Origin of the sequence: Massilia brevitalea (assembly GCF_030711405.1) — a bacterium.
GTDB lineage: Bacteria > Pseudomonadota > Gammaproteobacteria > Burkholderiales > Burkholderiaceae_D > Telluria > Telluria brevitalea.
In genome coordinates this window covers 1-22,358 of the sequence record NZ_JAULSI010000011.1, presented here as the reverse complement: position 1 = coordinate 22,358, position 22,358 = coordinate 1, and the positions used below count along the sequence as shown (strand labels likewise).

At 52.5% G+C, this 22,358-nt stretch carries 12 protein-coding genes and 1 pseudogene; all 13 read right to left on the bottom strand.

Annotated features, from left to right (window positions below):
- Positions 1-86: 86 nt before the first annotated feature.
- The 13 genes and pseudogenes from QWL29_RS08755 to QWL29_RS08695 all read right to left on the bottom strand — a co-directional run bounded on the left by QWL29_RS08755 (position 87) and on the right by QWL29_RS08695 (position 22,242).
- The gene (locus tag QWL29_RS08755; protein ID WP_305822505.1) at positions 87-884 is read right to left on the bottom strand and encodes a DUF2971 domain-containing protein; all 798 of its coding nucleotides are present in this window, start codon (positions 882-884) and stop codon (positions 87-89) included.
- A 441-nt stretch (positions 885-1,325) separates the two neighbouring features.
- On the bottom strand, positions 1,326-2,597 hold the full coding sequence (locus QWL29_RS08750) for an RWP-RK domain-containing protein (RefSeq protein ID WP_305822504.1): 1,272 nt from the start codon (positions 2,595-2,597) through the stop codon (positions 1,326-1,328).
- A gap of 240 nt (positions 2,598-2,837) precedes the next feature.
- Positions 2,838-3,557, bottom strand: coding sequence for a hypothetical protein (locus QWL29_RS08745; protein ID WP_305822503.1), 720 nt, complete (start codon positions 3,555-3,557; stop codon positions 2,838-2,840).
- Positions 3,554-5,554, bottom strand: coding sequence for a BREX-3 system phosphatase PglZ (gene pglZ / locus QWL29_RS08740; RefSeq protein ID WP_305822502.1), 2,001 nt, complete (start codon positions 5,552-5,554; stop codon positions 3,554-3,556). The genes QWL29_RS08745 and pglZ overlap by 4 nt, the downstream gene beginning before the upstream one ends.
- Positions 5,551-8,379 (bottom strand): helicase-related protein, encoded by a 2,829-nt coding sequence (locus tag QWL29_RS08735; protein ID WP_305822501.1) that lies wholly within the window; start codon positions 8,377-8,379, stop codon positions 5,551-5,553. The genes pglZ and QWL29_RS08735 overlap by 4 nt, the downstream gene beginning before the upstream one ends.
- Positions 8,379-11,159: a DNA methyltransferase gene (locus QWL29_RS08730; RefSeq protein ID WP_305822500.1), complete on the bottom strand. Its 2,781-nt coding sequence runs from the start codon at positions 11,157-11,159 to the stop codon at positions 8,379-8,381. The genes QWL29_RS08735 and QWL29_RS08730 overlap by 1 nt, the downstream gene beginning before the upstream one ends.
- 56 nt (positions 11,160-11,215) lie before the next feature.
- The gene (locus QWL29_RS08725; RefSeq protein ID WP_305822499.1) at positions 11,216-14,941 is read right to left on the bottom strand and encodes a DUF6079 family protein; all 3,726 of its coding nucleotides are present in this window, start codon (positions 14,939-14,941) and stop codon (positions 11,216-11,218) included.
- Positions 14,942-14,962: 21 nt separating this feature from the next.
- Complete coding sequence (gene brxF, locus QWL29_RS08720; protein WP_305822498.1) at positions 14,963-15,418, bottom strand: BREX-3 system P-loop-containing protein BrxF; 456 nt, start codon at positions 15,416-15,418, stop codon at positions 14,963-14,965.
- Positions 15,419-15,430: 12 nt separating this feature from the next.
- Positions 15,431-16,345: a helix-turn-helix transcriptional regulator gene (locus QWL29_RS08715; RefSeq protein ID WP_305822497.1), complete on the bottom strand. Its 915-nt coding sequence runs from the start codon at positions 16,343-16,345 to the stop codon at positions 15,431-15,433.
- Positions 16,346-17,713: 1,368 nt separating this feature from the next.
- Positions 17,714-18,181: a 3'-5' exonuclease family protein gene (locus QWL29_RS08710; protein ID WP_305822496.1), complete on the bottom strand. Its 468-nt coding sequence runs from the start codon at positions 18,179-18,181 to the stop codon at positions 17,714-17,716.
- A 431-nt stretch (positions 18,182-18,612) separates the two neighbouring features.
- The gene (locus QWL29_RS08705) at positions 18,613-18,978 is read right to left on the bottom strand and encodes a hypothetical protein (protein WP_305822495.1); all 366 of its coding nucleotides are present in this window, start codon (positions 18,976-18,978) and stop codon (positions 18,613-18,615) included.
- Positions 18,979-19,998: 1,020 nt separating this feature from the next.
- A complete protein-coding gene (locus tag QWL29_RS08700) occupies positions 19,999-20,796 on the bottom strand; it encodes a trypsin-like peptidase domain-containing protein (RefSeq protein WP_305822494.1) in 798 nt (265 codons plus the stop codon).
- Positions 20,797-21,439: 643 nt separating this feature from the next.
- Positions 21,440-22,242, bottom strand: a pseudogene (locus tag QWL29_RS08695) (IS5 family transposase).
- Between the last annotated feature and the right edge of the window lie 116 nt (positions 22,243-22,358).

Sequence of the window (22,358 nt, the reverse complement as noted above, 5' to 3'; positions counted from 1 at the left end):
GGTCTGGCTGTCGCACTAGATAATTTATTTCCGCTCCTCGTCCGCGTAAGATGATCTGCACTGCAAAACGCATACAAGCTTTGACTTCACTCTTGTAGATCTACAATGTTTAGCCGGTAAGAACGACTATCTGGCCTCACCTCGGCAAAGCCGATTGGGGCGCCTGATGATTTTACATAACCAGCAATTATTCCGCGTATCTCTGCCTTGCAGTTTTGACCGAAAAGTACACGCGTAACGGCGTGCCCGGTAAATACATTCACTCCTCTTGGGCCGATTGCTCGCCATTCGTCCTCGTACTTCCAGACTTTCGATTTACTATAAAAAATCTTCTCGATCTGGACTGCCAGTGAATCTCCACCAGGAAGCATATCCACAACGGGCCTTTTTCGGAGATAACTTACCTTTCGTAGATCATTGAATACCGACGTATCGTACTCCAAGCATACTCCGCTAAAATTCTCTGAATAATGCGACCACATCAAACTGTTATCGGGCGAGGCAGCAGCACAAAAGACTCCCAATTCTGAGATACTTTTCGCCATCATCGCTTCGAGTCTCGCCAAATTGGCGGGATCTCTTAAATCTTCGGTAGTCCCTAACGTAGAGCGAATTTTTGCTTCCACCAGCGCAGCTGCGTCCGGACCTCGCGAAGCGTTAGTGCGCTCAACGCAAATACGCAAAAATTCTTCTGCCGAGCAGTTTAATGATGTCACCGGCCGACAATCAAAAGGGTCGTTAAAAGAAAACGAAGATCCAAAGAAGATTTCCCTACCCTCAATCATTCCTCGAATACGGTCCAGACTGCCAGTGCCCGGCTGTACGTGCTCTTCTAACTTCGCAGGACGGTACTTATAAACAAATTTTGGTATATTTTTTTTCATGAAGTCGTTGGCATCTACGCCTTAGCGATGCTGAGACTGATGCGCTCACCCAGGCGCGCACTGCCTTGGAACAGCACTTCCATCAGTGGTTTTTTCGATCGTTCTTGTCGTCAATATTGCCGGATTTCCTTAGCCGCCGACGCAAACGTCTGATCTAGCTCCACCGCATCAAGTATTGCCATGTCAGCCGAAAGCAATTGTTCAGAATGGCTCAGTGTACGGTGTTGCCACTAGGACAAGCAAGGGTTTTTGCTAGGCGTTCTTGATGAAGAGCCATGGGGAGTAGGTAGAAGACAAGCGAACGTCCTTTTTAGAAAAATATCATGGAAGCAATCGGCGTTGTCGATGCCGGTTCCGAGCGTTGTTGCTATTCGTTGCCACAGCGTCTGCTCTATGCAATTCTGAAGTTACATTTGCGTGTTTAAGGTCAGCTAGACCGCTTTAATCGCGTTCATGAGGTGGCTTCCAAGCTAGAAAATCATTAAGCTTTGGGCGCGTACCTTCAATAGACATTGCGGCATCGATGAGCATTTCTAGTCGGGCTTTGCTCGCGTCACTTGCGTCAACTGCTTGCTTCATAAATGTCGCCAGAAAGCGGTCAAGACGATCGCACTTCTCGGACCTGACCAAAAGCGACTCAAGCTCTTCTTTGCTCTCTTTAATGGCCTTCGCACGCTTCCGCTCAAGCTCCTCGGTTCGCCATTTCTCTTGCATTGCATTCCATCGGGCGTTTTCTGCAGCAGCATGCTGTTTGCCTTTGTTGATCGCATCAGCAACCTCGGCTTCACAAGCCAATACCTCATTAACGAGAGTATTGATTTTTGTTAGTAGCTCTTGAGGACGAGGCTCCTTCCACTGACGGGACCATTTTACGTCGTAGTTCGAAGTGTAAATTTGAACGCAAAGTCGGCCAGACGGCATATCCTGGATTGACTTCCAGTGCAGGTGATCCATACGCACTCCCTTTCGCGCAACAAAGTCTGTCTCTTTGATGTACTTACCGTTGCCGTTGTAGCGCATCGCTGTTGCATTGGTAATTTCGAAGAGCGTGATACCAACTGGATTTCCATTTAAATACAAAACCGTTTTCCTGCCTGGCGACCAAAGGTTATTGAGGAGTGTCTGCTTGGTAGGGATGTCGCGAGTGTCTACGTCGGGCCTGGAAATGGATTCGGTTTGGTGTGCAAGGACGACTCGGTGTCCTTTACGCTCAAAAGCTAGAAAGAGAGCATTCGCTAACTCCAGAGCGTAACTTAGGGTCGCTGACGTTACCACAAGGTCGAGCAAGTTGCGTTTGGAAGGCTTGAGGTAGCTTCCATCTCTAGAGAGGTTGCCCGATAGGAAAATAGGCTTCATGTCCACAACGAGCTCATGTTGCTCATCTAAATTACGCTTCCGGGCCCGCTTAGTAACGTTGGGGGTTTCGACCGCCTTTTGCGTCCACTTTTGAATTTCGCATCGACCGTCGCTGGGGTTCCAAGAGATTTCGTCCCCAGGTTGCGCCTCGGGCAGCGGCCTCTTTGCCATGTGTTGGCCGGCGCTGACTTGTGCCCAATAACCCCGTGCGGGGCGTGGCACATTGAGACGGGAACATATTCTTGCTAAGTAACTTGAGGACACGCCAAATTCTTTAGCGATATTCACCATTGGCTCACGCCAGACGCGTTGATAAAGTTCTAGACGTGTAATCATAATGTCGATAGGTGAGAACATTTAGCTTCGAGCCGCGCATTTTTCCCAGCGAAGCCTCTCATGATCAGGTATGAATCTTACTATTGCGAATTTAGTAGCTTTCTGCTGGGAGTTTTGCAGTAATGGTAGGGCTGTAACGCTAGATCATGCTTCAGTATGGTTAACGAAAGATGGATCTAGATTTAGCATTTCTTGAACATTCACTGCTCCGGCATTGACAAGCTCATTTCGGCCAGCCATTTATCGTTTTCCTGGAAGCGTTTAACTGCGTAACGCTGCAAACTGATTGCTGGGCCCTTCCGCTCTCAATTCGATGTTGTCGCTTTTAGACAGCACGTAGGGAAGTGACTGGTCGATCTGGAAGGGGTAGATCACGGCCATGGTTGGCAAGCTAGTAACAGGCATGGCTTTGCCCATGAAGCGCAGCGCTGCCTCAACAAGCCATCTAATCACTTTCTCGTCTGAGACTTTCCTTTGGGGAGGTCGATTAAGGCGCTTGCCATTCTCAACCCGTTCGATGGCGCCCCAATTGGCTTGTGTTTGGATGACAGCCTGGGTTGCTCGCTTTGTAACCTCCCGGTCGCCATACACTTCGCTCATGCGACGATGAATTTCCGACACTGAGCAGTCACCTTGAATTGCTGTAAGCCTGCCAGAGAATTCGGCTACCTTGCCGAAATACGGGTAAGAAGCGATAGCTGATCCCCACGCAAAAACAGCAGTCATTGCGCAATCATCTTGAGGGCTGAAGATCTCCACGCCTCGATCAATAAAGGCGACAAGTTCATTACGAGGTTCAATGGCCAAAGCATTCAGTTTTGTCCTGGTTTTTGATTTGGCTTCCTTTCCCAGGCCGGCGCTGTCCAGCAGTGTCTCGAGGTCGTCAAGGGTTGCCAACCCGGCGCGGACTTTGATCGCCATGGCCATCCAGTCCAGCTGGATGTAGCGATCAAACCCGATTTGTGGGGCTGATTGAATCATTCGGTTTCACTCACTCTCATTACTTTGACAAAAGGCACAATCAACTCTTCAACTGAGATGCCGCCATGTACAACGGCTTGGACTCCGAGTTGTGTGAAAGCAGTGCGCCCACCTGCGTATAGGGTTATGAAATCAGCAGGTAGCCCGGCGATGTCAAAGCGATATGTATTGGGGTTAGATGCACTTACCTGTTCTAGCGTCTCCTTTACCCGGTACGTCCGTACTCGCTCGCTACGCATCTCAGCCGCGATCCCTTGGTTAGGTTTGCCCTGGCCCGTAGCTTCGACGTTGCCATGGTCGGCCGTCAGATAAATGCTGAAGCCTTTGTCGATCAGTAGCTGAAACAGCTTTTCAACAAAGCCTGTGTCACACCAGTCCTCGATGAGTTTGGACGCGCCTCGCTTCCCGAGGAAGGCGCTATGAACAATTCCGTCGACAGTGTCCACGACGATGCCGGCCACTTTAAGCTGCGGCGCAGACAATGCCGTATCGAGGTTCTGCAGGTCTGCATTGCTTTGGATGCTTTTCCGGTACAGAACTTCGTTGGCTTTAAGGCCTTCGTTTTGCCAGAAACGCGACCATTGGGTGGGTTCCGAGGAGGTGGTCTCGATCGAGGAGGCAAACTCGCGTGGGCGCAGTCCAGAGAAAATCGCTTGTCGTGAAACCGACGTGATGGTTGGCAGCCAGGCAAAGCATGTGTTTTCCTCAAATCCCAGATATGGAGCGCGTTTGGCCAGGGACTCGCGGATCTGCACCCACTGGTCTACGGCAAGACCATCGAACACAAGAAGAGCGATCTTGCTTTCCCCTGCATTCCTACGCATCGACAAGAAGTGGGGAATCCGATGAACCATCACTGGCGCTTTAGCGGCTGGTAGTGATGGCAAGTCTCCGTAGTGCTTTTTGACCCACGCCAGCAATCGATCATCCACTATCTCCTGCAGCGTGGCGATCGAGCCTTTTAACCCCTCGGCACGAACAGAGTCCAAGGTGTGAAACCGTGCGATCACTTCTCCGAGCCGGCGAGACAAGTTGGACCAGTCTCGGTGGGTCTGCACCGCATCAAGGGACTGGTGGATACCCTTGATCCCTTCCTCAACCAGGTTGCGTAGCGATAAAGGGTCTTGAACGACACCTGTTTTCGCCCAGTCTGGAATATGCGCTGGGATGCCTTGTACAGCGACTGGGTGCAGCAGACCATCCAGGAACATTGAATCAACAATGACTCTCACGTCAAGGTGCTCAAACGGTACCTCAACCTTTGCAACGATTCCTCGGACCTCAGGTTCGCCCGTCCACGTACCACTTACACCAAGTTTCTTGAGGTAGCGGAACCATGCAACCTGTACCATCCTGAGTAGCGTGCTCTTAGAGGAGAAAAGCTCGCTGATTGGCAGTCCGGAGAATTCCGGGTTTTCATCCAGAACCTGTGCCACATAGTCTGCGAGCAGGATGGGCAAACTTGCATCCCGGTAGTGTAGCTTCAACAGCACATTCCACAACTCCTCAGAGCGCGAGACGAGGTGCGGACTGATCTTAAAAATGTGGGTCAGTACAAATTCTTTAGTTGCGTCGCCACCCAGCATTTGAGACGCATGCTTGATCTGGGCAGCAAACAGAGCCTCGTGGTATTCGGCACCCAGCGCGCGCACTACAGGGTAATTCAGCTTTGGAAATAGGTTGGCAAGACTAAGGCTGACCCGTCTAGCCTGCTTCAAATAATCCCAGGGCAGATCGCTAGTGTTGTTGCTGCGCAAGTGCAAGACCAGCGATTTTGCCGGCCCGTCCTGTCCTTGGTCCCACGCGTGGCGGTAGCGTTGCTCGTACTCGGCACGGAACACGACCGCGTCAAGGAAAGGAAAAACCTCAAATCCGCGATCCCTTAGACCTGCCAGCACTCGCTCATCCAGTAAAACATCATCAGGATCAGCAGCAATCCATAAACGCGACAGTTCGGCCGGAAACTCTTTCAGGATGCGTTCAATCCACAAACTCATGCAGTCCTCCTTGAGCTTATCGTCGGTCCCACACGGACCATCAGGACGGCATTGAGATCGGGTACGCTGGCGTCTGCCTCATCTAAAGCCGCCAATCGAACCTGAACCTCTGCTTTCAGGCGTTTCCGACGATGCTCTCTCACCGCCGGCAGACCAATGCGGCCGATTGCTTGGTACCGAGACTCATATGCGTACTCAGCCCGCTCCCGTTCGTCTTTCAATTTGCTGCGGTGCTCATCAAGGAGATCGCTGAACAGCCGTTCTCCGTGAGTCTTGGCCGCTGCTATGGATGTCTCAAACCACATCAGCGCATCCTCGGTACAGGACGAGCCGGTAATCTCGACGTTTTCTGTGAGCAGCAAATCCCAAATGCGCTTCGCAGTCGGCACAAATGTCCGACCGTCATCTGTGGCGAACACCGGCAAAAAGCGCTTTCTACTGAAGCCCTCGGCCGACAGACTGATTTCCCAAAGTGACCACACGCCGGTAATGCTGGCTGGCAGCCCGGTGATCGTCACAATTGGTAGGGGCTGGCCAGCCACGCAACGAGGGAGCTCACTGATGACCGCACGAGCGCGTCGATCTTCCAAAGTCACCCATTCTAGCTCGGGGTTGTTTTCTGCTATGCGTGCGTCGAAGCAGATCTGGGTAGACTCACTTCCGTCCGCCCACTTCACGCGCCATGCATCACCCTCCTTGGTGGCACTGCCACCGCGAGACGCCAAGCCCATGGTGATAGCTCGTTCAAGCCAGAACTGCGCCGGGTGATCGCGCCATTTACGCGCATCTTCGGCATCCAAGGCGTGAGCGTCCGAGAGCAGGTCGATGTTCTTCCTTGAATCGGCCACCTTGTCTCGGACTTGGCTGATCACGGCATCGCATTCCTGCTCGATCGAGTCAGGGTTTTGGAGGCCATGCACGAACAACTCGTCAAAGAGGGGTTCAGACTCGACCGAATCCATCACGTCTGAAGCCTTGTCGACACCAAATTCCTGCGCAATGACCTCCAGCTTTTCTTCAAGTACCTGGCGGACGCGATGCTCGACAGTGTCTTCGAGCACGAAGTTGATGGCGCGCACCACATGCTTCTGGCCGATACGGTCGACACGGCCAATGCGCTGTTCCAGACGCATCGGGTTCCAAGGCATGTCGAAGTTGACGATGACGTGGCAGAACTGGAGGTTCAAACCTTCACCGCCAGCATCCGTCGAAATCAACACACGCACATCGCGTGAGAAGGTCTGCTGCGCCTTGGCCCGAGTGTCGAGATCCATGCTTCCATTCAGCAGTGCGACCGAAAATCCCCGACTTCCTAGGAAGTCGGCCAGCATTGCCTGGGTTGGCACGAACTCAGTGAAGATCAACACCTTGAGATTGGGATTGCTTTCTTCCTGCTGCAGCTTGTAAATCAACTCCAGCAAGGCTTCCGCCTTCGCGTCAGTTCCCTGGCTCTCGGTGGCTCTGGCCAAGTCCAGAAGAATGTCGACTTCTGCTTTTTCCTGTGCCCAACCAAAGGAATGCACGGCGATGTCGACCTGAGTTTGGCCGTCGAGGTCAGCCCATTCATCCAGGTCAGTTGCCTCGAACAGCGACACTTGTGGTTGCGGGGCATCCAGCAGAGCTTGGCGCTTTTCTAACGTGGTCCGAATGGCAGCAGTGCTTGAGGTCACCAGCCGCTGCATCAGGATCATCAGAAAGCCAATGTGCCTTTGCTTGGCAGCCAGCGCTTGGTTGTAGCCGTGGCGAACATAATCGGTGACCGCCTCATAGAGCCGCTGTTGCGCAACGTGGCGAGCTTGCCAAGCAACAGTATGCAAGCGCGTAAGGCGGGGCTTGAACAGCGGTTGTCCCTCGGCATTAATGGAGGCGCGCTTTTCCGTGCGGATGACGAAGGGTTGAACGCGATCGCGGCTGATGCTACTTTCATCAGGGAATGACTCGCGATCGATCAGCTGCATCAGTCGCAGAAATTGATCCGTTTTGCCTTGGTGAGGCGTGGCCGACAATAGCAGCAGGTAAGGCGCAGCTTCTGCCAACGCAGCACCCAGCTTGTACCGGGCCACCTGGTCAGTGCTGCCTCCCATGCGATGAGATTCGTCGATGATGACCAGATCCCAGGAGGCAGAGATCAAATCCTCAAAGCGCTCCCGGTTGTAGTTGTTGAGTTGCTCAAGACTCCAGCCTCGCCGACCTTCAATCGGCTTGACCGAGTCGAGGGAACAGATTACCTGGTCGTGCATGCGCCAGAGGTTTTCCTCGTCGTTGCGCCACTGTCGGAAGGCTGCCAATTCAGCTGGGTCGATGTACTGAAACTTTTCCCCAAAATGCAGGCTCATTTCAGCCTGCCACTGGCGCACTAAGCCTTTCGGGGCGACAACCAAGATGCGGCAAGCCATACCGCGCAATTTCAACTCGCGCAGAATCAATCCGGCTTCGATGGTCTTGCCCAGACCCACTTCATCTGCAAGTAAGTAACGGATGCGATCGCGGCTCATTGCCCGATTGAGGGCGTAGAGCTGGTGAGGCAAGGGAACCACGCTGGACTGGATGGGGGCCAGCAGCAGGTTATCTTCCAAGGCATCCTGCAGTTTGGCCGCAGCAGCCGTGTGGAGGATATCCCCAACGGAGGTCTGTAGACCTTCAAAGTGGGTTAGGTCCTGAGCCCGAGCACGCACAACCGCGTCTTTGGCAGGCAGCCAGACGCGGTAAGTGGTTTTTCCCCACATCTCCTGCCGGTCTACAACGCGGCAAGGGGTGGCGTGGCGGATGTTCCAGCACCATGCCCCTAGCTCATGCATAACCTGGCCTTGACCTGCCTGGCTCATTAAGCACCTGCCTCCGTGCGTGTCAGTGCCTGGTCATACCAGAGCAAGAGCTTTTCATCTTCCTGAAGCGCTTCTTCCGGGATCTTGTGAGCGATTTTGATGATCGCCTTGTAGTTCTTCGCTCCCCACGCGGCCTTGAACCCGGCTCGTAGAACTTCCAGACGAAATTCCTTCAGCTTTCGACCCGTGGATGCTTGGTAGGCTTCAAATTCCTTCAGCAATGCTTTGTCGCGTTTCTTCTCCAAGTCTTGTGCCTTGTTGGGGTCGGGTACATACCAGCGGTCTTTTGCCTTGGCTACAAGCGCTAGGTTAGACTTGTCGAGACTGCGAAGATCCTTATGATTGGTCGAGAGGTAGCTGTGGATCTGACTTGGCACCTCATCTATACCGTCGTAGCGCAAAAAGTTATCTTCCAGCAACTGGTCTAACTCCGGAATAATTTCGCCCTTACGCTTGGCCGATCCGATTAGGGGGATGTACTCGGGGTGAATCTCCGACCGAGTTGATGGGCGTTTGAGCAGGAAGCTGGTTAGCCAGTCGATGGCACTGCGCTCATCAGAAACGAACAACTCTGCCTGCTTTACCTGAGGAATACGCGAGCGCGCTTTTTCGTATTCGACGAGTTGATCCGGCATAAACACCATGCCGTCCATTTCGCGGAAGCGGACAGGAAGCCCGGCCAAAAACTCTGGTGTTGAGATTGGCACCATTTCGCCATGGCGGATAAACCAAGACGCCATGCGATCGTAGATCCGACGAGGGTCACGTTCAACGATGTTTAGCAGTTCCTGGGGATAACCAGAGGTCACCTTGACTGCTGGCAACTGCTTCAAGTGCGTCTGTACAAAGTCCCATGCGGAATCCACAGTGGGACCGTCGCGGTTGAATCTGTCTTCCAATCCTCCATTAGGCTTGTAGGCAGAGATCACCAAATCCTGCTTCACAGCAGTAGCAGAGGTAACTTGACGGTAACTGCCTTGCACCTTGTCGAGCGCCGTTACCTCAGCCACCACAAACCCAGCTTGTTGCAATGCTACTTGAATGGCATTCCAGACTGCTGCCTTGCTGTTGGAGAAAACCACAGTCATCCAGCGTCCCGGCTTAAGAACGCGGTAATACTCCGTAAAGCAGCGCTGCATCAATTGTTGATACTCGGGAAGCCCCTTCTTCTTGAAGCGATCAACAATTGCTTCAGGCTGTGCATCGGTGATTACACGATGCCATGACTCCACGAGAAAATTTAGATCGGCATAGTAGATGTTTTCGCCGAAGGGTGGATCGGTAAAGATGTAATCGATCGATCCTGCAGCCAGAGGCAACGAGGCAACTGAACCGGTGGTGATACCAGCACCTGCTTGACGCGCACCGAATGCTTGGAAGGTCTTTGCGAGTCTCCCAAGCTTTCCATCGAGGATGTACCACGGGCTGCACTCTGCATGCTGTGATGCAACGTAATAAACGCCCGTCATGTACTGATTGACTTGAGAAAATCCGGTAGGTCTGTATCTGTTGAGCAGAGAAGCCGTCCAAAGCGCCTGTTCGACAAAAAACAGGAGCATTTCCCTAACTCGTGCATCTGGTTGAGAAGACGCCTTCCTCCACAATGCTGCCATCGCATGGAGCGCGCGTGGCAGGAAAAAGTGGTGGATGTGCGTTATTCCGGAGTAGTCCATCCGTGCTCGCTCATGCGTCATATGCATCGGTGGAATCTGCATTTTCGGAACATCAGTCGGACACTCCAGCGAACTGATCCGATTGAGCACGTGAATGTCGTGCTCGTCGGGAGACTTTTGGTGCCGGCTACCTTCGACCGAATAAATAATCAGTGAGGGCTGACGCTTAGGCGTTTGAAGGGTTTTCCCCGTTGCGGAATCGACTGTCGAAGCGAATAGTCGCTCCATCTTTTGCTTCGTGAGTTCGGCACCACAGTGTGGGCAGGGAAAAGAATCTTTGACCCGCTTACTTTCCTCATCAAGAGCTTCATCAATGAAATTGACTTCACCTGCGCACTCTGGGCAGCTATAAATTTGGCTCCAAACGGTGTATTCGATGCGCCCTTTTGTCTTTCCGTCTTTGTGAAGTGTCTCGTACATCCAGCCGAGCTCCTGCGCGACTTCGTTAAGTAGCTTCTTGCCTTCCTTCGCAAAGGTCTCCACATTAAATGGCAAGTTGTAGTTGGCTGCGATGAACGTGGCAGCAGGAGACAGGTCGTTAAGGATGACGCGGCGTGCCCCCCATTTCGGTGCGGCTTTGCCTTGCTTCTTCCATTGGATTTCCAGTTCATGCCGATAGACTGAGGGGGCAGATCCACACCACTGAGCCGCAACACCGGTCATGCCAGAGCCACCAAATCCATCCAGAACGATGTCACCCGGTTCGGTGTAGTGCAGGATCGATGGAACGATCGCAAGGTGTGGAACCTTGGTGTGATAAGAGTGCGCCTTGTAGAGCGGGTCGGTTTTGCCGACTGAAACATCGATGGTCTGCGGCTCACGGCTGTACTCCACGCTCGAGTCGTAAGGCTTGCCGTAGTGGCGCACAAAGTCTTCGAGGAAAGGGTTCGGACAAGCTGTGTAGTAGGGCGGGTCCGAAATCGCAAGGATGGCCTCGTCCGTACCCTGCGGAAATCCCTCGATCTTGCGGAATGCGGGGTCTTTCAGCTTCTCTGCCAACAACTTCAGGAAGTGTTCGCGCCTTGCCTGGTCGGATGGGAATTTCAAGCCGAGGCATTCCACTGGCTGTGAGCCCGTGCCGGTCTGGCTGTGCAGCAAATCATTCATTCTTTGATGTCCTTAACATTGCTTTTGTTGTTGGCGTGCGTAGTTGGAACTCGTCTTCACTCCACCACAAAGCGCAGCTTGGTTGCTTCCTTGCCCTTGCACCGATCGTTGAGTAAGGCCTCGAAGCGTTTGCGCAGATCCTCTGGCGTAGCGGGTGACCCACCATGCAACAAAGCCGTCCGGATGTCGTCGGTGCTGACGTTGATCTTTTCTAGACCCGAGAGAGCTTCTGAAATCGCAGCGACAAAGTCGGGCGGAACCGGGTCTGGCAGCTTTTTCGAGCCGATGAATTGCTGGATCAGTTCACGAGCGGAAGGCTTCAACAATTCAAAATTGGTTTGGATGATTGGGTCATCCAGGTTGTCGAGCAGCGTCTGCTCCCAGCTGGCCAGCAGACGGTCCAGCTCCTCATCCATGTATTTCAGGACGTTGGCGGCCGGCACGAAGTCACCCTGTTCGTTGGCCGGACGGAAGTTACAGTGTGGGCAGAACGAACTGGCGTTGAGATCGGACTCCACCAGTGATGCGCAGCTCTTGAGCTTGTCCAACTTGTCGTCAAAAGCCGTCAGTTGGCTCGTAGGCATCAAGGCAATGCCGGCCAGCGCCCGCATGGATACTAGCCGAGGATCACGGCGCAGAGAGGTCTTGGAGGTTTCTTCCGCCATCCCCAGTCGTGCCTTGCTGTGCTGGGCAATATAGGCGTTGATGTACTCTTTTTTGAGTTGGCTCAGCGCCAGCTTGTATTCGGTTGCGTGTGCGACATGCAGGTTGGCAGACAGCTTGTCGAGAATGATTTTGCGCGCATCCTGGGCTTGTTTCACCCAAGTGTGGCCGTTGGTGAGCACTAGTTCGGCTTGCGACAAGTAGTTCGCTGTACCGCCAAGCTCGGCGATTAGCTCGTCCAATTTTTCAACGGATGCCAGGATTTCAAGGTTCTTCTTCTGTGCCTGGATATCATCCGACCCAATGCGCAAGTTTTTGAGTTTGCCGACCGTGTTGTAGGGCGTCAGACCTTCGGTGAATGTCTTGAGCGCTTCAAGTCGACCGCGCCAATCCGCCAGTTCCGTTTCGGTCAGCAGCGGTTTGCCCCAGAACGTCAGTTTGTTCTGCAAGTCGGTATTGGCAGTTAGGACACGTGCGACCAGTTTGGAGACGGCATCGAGGAGTTGCTTGACCGGTTCCTCAGAACCTTGCGTTGCCAGTTGAGCAAGTCCGGGCGTCAGTCCCAGCAGCTCAAACAGCGACTTGAGGACAGTGACGTTGATCTCCTTTGGGGCCTCGATGTGCTTGAACTGCTTGAGTTCATCGAGAGTGCGTTCACCCAACAGATTAATTTTGCCAGAGTCAATCTTGTCGCCGGTAATGGCCAGGACGATGTCGCCAGAGTAGATCATGCCGCCCAACACAGCGACAAACAGATCAGGCTCCAGGCGGAATTTTAGGGGGTGGAAGTATTCGACGTCTGTCTGCCCATTTAGCAGTTCGCTGCGGTTGAGCACTTGGCCATGGCCTTTGGCTTTGAGGCGGGTAAGGACTTCCTGCGTGTAGCGAGACCGGCCAGGCTCGATCTTGTCACCGTCCATCATCTCCAGTGCGTCCAGGATGGCCGTGGCATCCTTGGTGCGTGCGCCCCCCGCAAAGGCCTTCAGTACGCTCAACACCAGATTTTTGCGGTTGCCTTCGGTGACAAGGGTAGAGAACTTGGGGTATTCCGGCGCCACTTCACTAAAGTGCGCGTTCAGCGCGATCCCCGAGATCACGTTTACGATGTCTCGGAAGTTAGCCTTGTCGGCTGCGCCCAGACGCAGCTTGTCACGCATAGAGACGCCCTTGGACCAGTCCAGCAGTGTCTTTGTCTTGCCTTGGTAGGTAAGCTCATACGCGGACATCTGATGCTCTTGCAGCCACTTGCTCATATCCTTCAGCGCAGTCTTGGCCTTGTCGAGGTAGATGTTCTTCGCGCCACCGCTGGCGGTGGATTCAAGATCCATAGCCGCAGCGTAAATGGCTAGGTGACGGCGGATGGTTTCATCTAGCCCCTTAAAGCGCAAGAACACTTCGTCGGATTTGCTCTCGTCACGGAACCGAGGTGGCTCGAACGGTTGGATGAAGTAAATGTAGAAGTCACGCTCGGGTTGAGCAGTCGGGCGATCGTTTGGGGCTCCGAAGAACAGGTAACCATTACGTTCCATCTGCTTGTCCTGCCATTCGATCTGGTACTGCCAGATCTGGTGGCCGGTCACATACGTGCTCTCGTCAGTGCGCTCCATCAACTGTTTGATGGCGCTGTAATAGGCGCGGTCCAGCGCATCGTCAGAAAGCGCGTCAGCACGCTTTTCGATCTGGGCGTCGTAGTCGACGTCCTTTTTTAGGTCGAGGTAAAACTGCTCGGTGTCGGCTGCCTTGGAGATGAACTGGCCATTCACCGTTTTGACGATTTCCCGCATAGTGGTGTGAACGGCCGTGAGCAGATCCTCTGCCGGGTCGCCACCCATCTCTTCGATACCTGGTTGATACAGGCACAGGGAGTCGCGCAGCTCAATGGCGGTCGGACCAATCGGAACGTAAATGTCGCCACCCGTGGTTAAACGATGCACCGACAAACCGCTGATAACCCGCAAGGCCATGGCCTTGTAGCCGGGGCGGGTAAAGGCTTTCTGAACACGTTCGGTCAGAACTTCGGAGACCTTCCAGACCGGGCCAATGTTCGGGTCAGCCTTGAGGACGCCGTTGGAGGTGACGGTTTCCCAAAACTTGTCGTAACCGATCATTCCGGGCCGGTCTTCGGGGACGTCGGTGTTGAGAATGGCTTGGATTTGGTCGCGCAGAGTGACCAGAGCGCCACGTTTTTCTGTGAAAACCAGACGTTCAAACGTGCCGATGTACTCCGGATGGACCGGGAACAGACGGACGAATTCGTCCATCCGTTCATTCATGGAACTGTAGAACTTGGCAAACTTGGTGAGGTAATTGCGAATCTTGTCCTGTTGATCCGCACTCTTTTTGAGCAGGCGTTCGGCCACAACGAAACTCACGTCCTGGCGAGCCAACAGGATCTGGGTGAAGCGGTCTTTCACCCGACGCAGGCTGTCTGCCACATGCTGGAATCGTGAGCTGTCGAAGATAGCTTCCTGGACGCCGGCCACGAAACGGAACCGCAAGTGCTTTGTGACTTCGCCAATCTCGCGCAGGAAAGACAGATCCAGCACCAGATCGTGGTCTTTGCGAGAGCGCAGGTATTCCAAGAACTCATCTACCACCAGCAGCACACCGTGGTTGGGGTGTACCTCGGCGAAGGCGGCCATCATTTCTTCAAACGAGGCTTTGTTGTTCACGACCTTGTCAGCCGGTGGGAACGAGAAGCTGACGCCGTTTTGATCAAGGAACGTCTCAAGCTGTTGCGTCACGATGTCCCGCAAGGACATCTGGCTGGAGATCTCAATCCGATGCACCTTGAATTTGCCAGCGATCGATTGCGCAGCTTCGGCTACTTTAGGGTGGCGAACCAAGGGGAGGTAGGTAGCGTCCTCGGCGACTAAAGATAGGACAGACATCAAGTGCGACTTACCGGTACCGTAGTTGCCAACCACTAGAACGCCCTTATGGTCGACCGAGTCATCGAACGAGAGCTGCGGGATCATCTGAGTGGCAATCCGCTCAGCCATGTCGTCGGAAATGACGTAGGTGCCGACCAATTTTTTACCTTCGTCGGGGCGGTTGGCGTCGAGCAGTTGAATGACCGATTCAATCGGCTCGAACTGAATAAGATCTCCGTAGCGCATGCGTTTCTCTTTAATTTTTTACTAAATTTCGAAAGGAACCACGCCATCAAGGCTGTAGTCCTGGTGTTCTGGGTGTCCCATATTGGCGTATATCAGGTGACTATTGTTCAGTTCACCAGGCCAAATTGCGATGACACGACGTGAATGTGCATGCCGCTTAAGCAGGTCTAGAGGGTCAAGCTGCAGGGTTTTGTCGAACAACACTTCGAGGTTGTCCAAGAGCAGCAAATCCCCTTTGGCACGCTGGTCTGCCAGTTCCCGCAAAATACTGACTGCTTGAAGACGTCGTTGTTTGGGGGGAAGTGCTGCCAACCGGGCGGCCAATTCCGCACTGACATTGAGCGGTGTAATTGAACGCTTTGTAGCCAGCGCCCGTATAAGTGCAGTTTTGCCGCCATGGTTTGTCCCGACAATCAACAGGAGTTTGCTGTGAAGCGCGCCGATTTCATCGACCATTTGGTCTAGTTTTTCAACCACAAATCACCTCCGTCAGTTCAAGCCGGCTTCAGGCCGAAGCTGATCAGGGACACGGTATCCAGGTGCCAGCTGAGCGTTCTTGACGCCATAGAGCGCTAGCGGGTCGCGTAGCCACAAGCGATATTCGAGGCTATGCAGGCTGTGGTCGGGCGAACAGTCCACGCTCCACCTGCGCAGGATGTACCCGGCTGTGGCGGCGCGCAGCTTCATCTGCAGCACGCCATCACGCATTCCGTAATCCATTTCGGTGATCTCTGGCCGGGGTTGATCAGGATGCGGTACCAGCTCAAGCTCGACGATCCGAGTCCACTGAATGTCTTGAACGCTAGTCTCGTGGGGTGCCACTGGCTGTCCTTTGCGCATCACTGGGCACTTGATCCGGCTAATGACGAAATCCCGGAACTCTTGCGACTTCCGGTCGAACGCGCGAACGTGCCAGCGCAGGCCGTCGTCGATCAGAGCGAAAGGGACGATCTCCCGCTCGGTGCGGCCACTGGAGATGGAGTGGTACTCGATACCCAGCGGACATTCTTGATGAATCGCCCGTGTCACACTTGCAAGAATGTCCAGATCCGGGTGGGTGAGCCGAGATGGACTCTCGCTGGCCACCCACGCCTTTAACCGCATCGGTTCGCCATCGCCAAACCCCTGGGTCAGCCACGAAAGCACTCGCTCTGGGGGGAAGTCGAATACCGGCCGAAAATTCGCTCCGAGGACGTAGGACTTGCCTCTGGAGTCATAGTCGATGTTACCGAGAGCCAGCTCCTTGTACAGCGCTAGGTCCCTTGATGCGGCGGCGGATTGGATACCAAACCGCGTGACCAAGTCCTGGCGACGGATTTCCCCAATGAAACGCACGCGCAACTCCACAAACGCGAGTCGATCGCGTTGTGGTTGGGTTAGTTCAGCAAGCTTTTCAGTTGGCATCCTGCGCGGCTCAAGCAGTTTAGGTAGTAATAACGTGGATTGTTGCCGGAAGTATATAAGTTGCACTGAGATATGTCCATCAACGCAAAATGATATTTATATCCGTTGCCTAAAGATGCGATGGCTCCTAAGGTATCGGGAATGGATCGCTGGGGCGTCAACCTAATAAGGGTGATTTGTGAAGACAGAGCCGATCACACTAGCCGCAAACCCTAGGCCAACACCTAAATGCGACATAATCCTCCGCAACGATGAGCCTGATTGCCTGTTGCGGCAAGCCAACTGCACAGTCGTCACGTACCGGGCGACCTCTGCCTACCGGCCATGCAGGCGATGGGCTCCCTCGGGGAGGGGGAGCGCAACGACAGCAAGGAGTGCGACGGCGGTAGGCGGTTGTGCCGGTTTCTCTGCTCGCCTGGCGTCTGCGGTAGTAGGAATCGCCCCAAGCCCACTTCTGGCTGGACATCGAGTTGGCTGCGCTGACAAGATCCGCTACTTCCACATCATTGAGCACATGGGGCTGAACGAGAACTTCGATGCTAGCTGCGTCTGCGCCGAGAAGATGAGTGACGACTACGAGGGATCGAAAGGGCATAAAGCTAAAGTTGTGCAACCGAGCGCCGAACCGATGGCTGCTGCGCCCCTGGCGGGTCTCCGCCAGGGGCGCAGCTTTCCAAACAATTCATATCGGGAGTGGGAGTAATTCGCAGCTTAATAATGTTCCGCCTGCGCGATAAGCAGGTTTGTTAGCCGCTCTTAATAGGCCTTCTTACGCGCCCGGCTCGAATCGCGGCCGGTGCTACCCATTTCGAATTTGGGAATATACTTACACTTGTACGTCAGCTTTCATTGCCAATGTGTAGGAATTCTCAGCCCGAGCACTCGCGAAATGTTTTCGAGTGCGGCCATAATTTCGCGGTGTCGGTTCTCATTATAGGCGCCTCCAGAGTCCCGGTGCGATAGGATGCTTTTCAACTCAGGAAGATTATGCAGGCCCAAAGCGTAGAGATTTCTCCAGGTCAACTCACCAAACAATTTATATATGACTTCAGTACCGTCTCGATCACTAGCCAATCGCTTCGATCCCGATAATTTTACTAGAGCCTCTTCGGCCTCTTCTTTCGTTTCGAAGGTATGTAGATGTTGCAATTGGGAACTATCGACGAGAGGTTAATTTGATAACTCGGCACGAAGAAATTCTGTCGCGCCGAGCAACTTGTCCAGAATAATGCACTCTAGAACTCTAGGCTGTCAACAACCATTGATTGGTTTGGTTCACCTCTTACTCATATCATCTTGTCAACCAAAAGTACCTATTATTTATCTTTTCCAAGAAGTGACAACGCTAAGGTTCGCTGCGCAGACCTGTCACCGAACAGTTCGAGTCCAACCTGTGAAGGCGTAACGCAACGCCATCGCGTCATTTAGAGCATGGTGCTCATCTAAGTTGTTGCTCAAGTAAAAATCGGCACGCTTCACTCCATTGATATGGCGGTAGCCAATGCTCCGAAGGATCAGGAAATTTGGCAGATTATTGTCGAATAACCTTAGAAACAAAATTCGGTCATAATCAGAGTCATAACAGATGACGATCGGACTGGTACCTCGAATTGAATCGAACCATCTCAAGACCTTATCACGTAAATGTTCGGTTGAAATTTGACTATTGCACGAAAGAAGCGGAACTACTACCTTGTGAACAAACTCGCTGCATGAGGACGCGACGTAGTCTACCTCAGCATAGAAATTCGCGCTGTCAGATGATGCAAGGCCGATACTAATAAGCTCAGGATTGTTGAAGTTGGTGAACTCTGTATCGAGAAACACTAAATTCATTCCTACTCCACGAATTAGATCAAGAGATAAGATTAATGAGGAAGGGCGTATTCACTAACGCTATCGAACGCAACTCCAGGGAAGAAAGCGTTGCATAAAAAGCGAAAAGGACACTAAGCGCAAAGCAATTAGGATCCATACTTTACAATCCTCACCAAATCTGATTCTGGCGAACTTCAGTGGAGCCAAGTTCTCCCAATTTAGCGCGACGAATTACTAGTTCGAGATCTATAGGTGAACGTTCAAATGACCCGTCTGGTAAATTACTCAAATTATGGTTAAGCTTCCTTCTCTTGCGCTCCGAAATTTCATTGCGCGGAGCAAGCATTCCACTAAATCGCACCAAAAAGTCTGTAGTTTTCGTTGCTGAACCACGAATAGCGTAATTTTGCGAGCGGGACGCACTGGGGGGATTTGTCACCATTTTCTCCTCAAAAACAAATTTGCCAATCTAGTTCTGACGCAACCTTGTTAATGATCCAGCGCGCCTCCTCGTTGCTTGTCCAATTTGTGGCGAGTAAGCGGATAAAATATTGTTCTAATATTTCAGCTTCCGACATGTGAGCTCTTTTCCCTGCTTTGGATAGCAAAGATTTCTTAGCTAACTGTTCAGCCAAATCATTGCACATAAGCCAGCGCTCATAAACTTCAGGTGGAGTCGCACCAGGCTCATAAAATCTACCTTGATACATAACTGCTAAAAATTTAGGCTGAGCACCTCCGACTGCACCCAAGTGCACAGGCTTGGGAAAGTCACCGGGCACTTCAAAATTATCGTCTTGCGTGTCAATAGACAAGATTCCTCCATCCCCTGAAACGCATACGTGTCAGCAACGCAGTCAGGACTGTCATAAAAGAAGGTGCATAATGCATCCACTTATCTGACATCCCTTGTATGCGATGGAATCCACATACATTACGCTCATTCCCTATGCAGGTCAATTACGATGCATCCGCCGAAGGGAGTATATGTTAAGTGGTAAAAACAGGACTATTCGTTTGAGGAGTTCTCGTTGGTTTGCGACTGAGTGGCAAGATTGTGAAGGTATAAAAATTGATTTGCGATGCGTTTCTCAACTAGCGTATCGTCCGGGCAATGAAAAACTGGATTGGCGACATCTACTTTGTAACGTCCCCGCAAGTTCATAGCGACATATTCGGGCAATATAAGCTTGGCAACATTTTCGTAGTTTCTGCGTTCAAAATTAGATCGGATGGGTAATCTAGTTTCTAATATCCAGCCTTCCCGGACGTATCGGTCAAGAAACGAATCGACTTCGGCGGTATTCCGTAAACCGCCTGAGCAATGCTTCAGTAACGTCCGCATTGGAAGTAAATATTTTCTTGAGCCATTTTTTTAAGCTTTTCTCCAAATCATTTCGGGTGATTTAGCTATTGATCGTCCGAGGAATGCAGCAGCGCTTACTGCATCAACTTAGCTCGTGCCCGCTCTAAAATCTCTGCTTTGCCTTCCGCGTAAGTAAGCAAGCCCACCTCAATTCTTGTGAGCACGTCGAATCCAAACTGGCTCAGCTTCACGTCGCTTAGGGCTAAGATAGCAATAGCTTGCCGTGAGCTCCGAGACCTTAGTTTTGCGTTTTTACTCATGTTGTGCCCCTAGCGCTTAGTTTAGCTTCACAGAAAATTGCTGTAAGCGACGCTCATGGATAACGATGCTTTCCCTGAGCTTTCCCGTGCGGAATAACACAGGGCTCAGCAACGTCCATGAGCTTTGCTCATCTGGCATTATGATTTTGGCCGAAGGTATCGTAGACGGCCAAAGCTACGTTCACGACCCGAATGAAATTACGTGATGATTACGGAGTGTCGCGGCTAGCAGCTAAGAGCGGATGTAGGGAAATAGCAATAGTGCATCCCGATGGAATAGCCAAGCTAGGATCCGCGCCCTGCGCTGCAGATGTTATTGCCCGCTTAGTTATAATGCCAATTGCTTCGCCTTCGCTATTGACGACCGGACCGCCGCTAGCACCGGGGTTCATTCCATTGTCGATGAATATGATCTCGCACGATATTGTCCTTCCAGATGCTGAGTCTTGAGCGTAAACGCCGTGGGAGTTGCCTATAACACCCCGCTTAATCAAGGGTCCGGTCATGTCAGCCAAATAGCCCCTCGACATGGCTTTGTAAAAATCGGCAGCGCCGGGAACATCACGTCGCAGCAGTTTATCAACACCAAACGGGATTTCGAGTTCTTCCGAGTAGCCTGCTACGAACACTTCCTCACCAAGCTTAGGCGACAATATCCTAGATCTTAAGAATGGGACAGGAGCTGGCAGAGCGTTCGATGGAACAAGTGCGGCGAAATCAATCCAAATTGGCTTGCTAAATGCGGTGACGCGAATCTCGAGACCGGCGATTGCAAGCTGACATTCGTATTCGGGTATTCCTGGAAGCTTCGCAATAATTTTCGTGTTTCGATCGGCGTACTTCTTCAAATCCACAGGCCACTGTCCAAGAGCGACATGGGCAGCTGTAAGGATCTGTCCTTCCGCATTGATGGTGAAGCCTGTACCCTCACTCACCACTTCGTCGTCTTCAAAAACAGTGATCGCACAACAAGCTTGAGAGATATCGGCATACAGTTCTTGATACATACGTTCCTCTGCAATAGTGAACAACCGCTAAAAACCTATAGCAAACGGTGTGAACAGCTCAGTGTATCCAGTTGTTCTAGCAGGGTCTATGGTTCGATAGCCAACTTTCCTCTAGTCGAGGGTGACACCGTTTGTTCTTTGGATCGAAAGAGGGAGGTTCAGTCACTGTTCACACCCTCTGTATCCGCAGTGCTTGCTGCGTAGCTGTGTGCATGAAGAACATTGTGCAAGTGTGACCATTACGCTAGAATTGCTGCAGAACAACTTTCTGGTGCTTGTGGGATTTGCGTTAGGAAAACTCTCGTTTATTGCTGCGATTTTCGGTGCGTTCGTTATGTACGCAAATTTTTACGTCCGATGTGCCGCTGCGTGGTACAACCGACGTAACCGACCACAAGATCGTGTTCACCTTGGGGCGCTTGGGTTAGCTGCTATCTTTTTCGTGACCGGAAGCATATTTCAGCCGTCTTACGACAGCGTGGCGATGTGCATGGATTTTGGTCAGAGCCTACTCGAGTGCGCCTTTAAACTAAAATAACGGGTGGAGCCGCTTCAGGGCAAGAGTAGCTGTATGCCCTTACAAAGAAAAATGCCCGATAGAAGCGGTTGTCGTCGCTGTGGTGGCTGAAATGACTAAGAACGCCTAACAAAACCTCTCGACGTACCTCCAGCAGATGAGCGTGCAAGCTAACGAAAGGAAAGCTTGGTGAATGTCGGCTCGGCGCTCGTTACGGATGCGAAGTCGGCGACATCGGTGGAGCCAATCCAGCGATCGCTTCACCACCCGTCTCCAGCGACCCAGCCTTTCCCGCGATTCCGCACCGTAGCGCGCTGTCCTTGCTGCGATGCCTTGCCTACGCAGCCGTGTTCGATGTGCTCGCGAAGCGTAGGATCTATCGGCATGCCGCTTCCCTAGACGTTTTCGAGCTCGACCTGACAGGCCTCCAACAGCCGGGATCGTGTCGATTAAGGGAACGAGGAGATGAGAGTCATGCACTTGTGCGCCTGAGATACAGGCAACCAAAGGCAGTCCACGCTGATCTACAACCACGTGATGTTTTCAGCCGAGTTTGCCTCGATCAGTCGGGTTTCGGCCTGTATGCTCACCTCCGAAAGGCGCAGGTATGCTAGCAGCGTCAATGCTCGCTCGATCCCACAGGATCTGGTCGTGTTCACGGAGCCGGCGCAAGACCGCTTCATGAACATGCTGCCAAACGCCTGCCTGCATCATTCATGAAAGGCAACGCCAGCATGTCATGCCGCTGCCGCAGCAGAGCTCACGCGGCAGATACTCCCACGGTATCCGGTCCTAAGGACGAACGGGATTCCAGTTAGGGCGGCTCGGTTATCGATGCGCGGCCGTCGGCCTTTTGGAGACCGAGAGTGATCGGGAAGATGAGCGGATATAAGCGACCAAAGGTCTTCAGGAAGGATTGTTTGGGTCATGGCATCAATTCAGTTGCGAACACGGTCGCCATCCTAATGTCCTTGCTGCCGCTGCGAACGTCCGCTACCGACCTATTGTGTTGAAAAACTCCGAGCACTTGCCAGTCGTCCATGAA

Bases quoted from the DNA above. Each gene is read 5' to 3' on its own strand.
- QWL29_RS08700 (WP_305822494.1), bottom strand. From the start codon at position 20,796: ATGTATCAAGAACTGTATGCCGATATCTCTCAAGCTTGTTGTGCGATC.
- QWL29_RS08730 (WP_305822500.1), bottom strand. From the start codon at position 11,159: ATGAATGATTTGCTGCACAGCCAGACCGGCACGGGCTCACAGCCAGTG.
- QWL29_RS08750 (WP_305822504.1), bottom strand. From the start codon at position 2,597: ATGTTCTCACCTATCGACATTATGATTACACGTCTAGAACTTTATCAA.
- QWL29_RS08710 (WP_305822496.1), bottom strand. From the start codon at position 18,181: ATGAATTTAGTGTTTCTCGATACAGAGTTCACCAACTTCAACAATCCT.
- QWL29_RS08745 (WP_305822503.1), bottom strand. From the start codon at position 3,557: ATGATTCAATCAGCCCCACAAATCGGGTTTGATCGCTACATCCAGCTG.
- QWL29_RS08735 (WP_305822501.1), bottom strand. From the start codon at position 8,379: ATGAGCCAGGCAGGTCAAGGCCAGGTTATGCATGAGCTAGGGGCATGG.
- QWL29_RS08715 (WP_305822497.1), bottom strand. From the start codon at position 16,345: ATGCCAACTGAAAAGCTTGCTGAACTAACCCAACCACAACGCGATCGA.
- pglZ (WP_305822502.1), bottom strand. From the start codon at position 5,554: ATGAGTTTGTGGATTGAACGCATCCTGAAAGAGTTTCCGGCCGAACTG.
- QWL29_RS08725 (WP_305822499.1), bottom strand. From the start codon at position 14,941: ATGCGCTACGGAGATCTTATTCAGTTCGAGCCGATTGAATCGGTCATT.
- QWL29_RS08755 (WP_305822505.1), bottom strand. From the start codon at position 884: ATGAAAAAAAATATACCAAAATTTGTTTATAAGTACCGTCCTGCGAAG.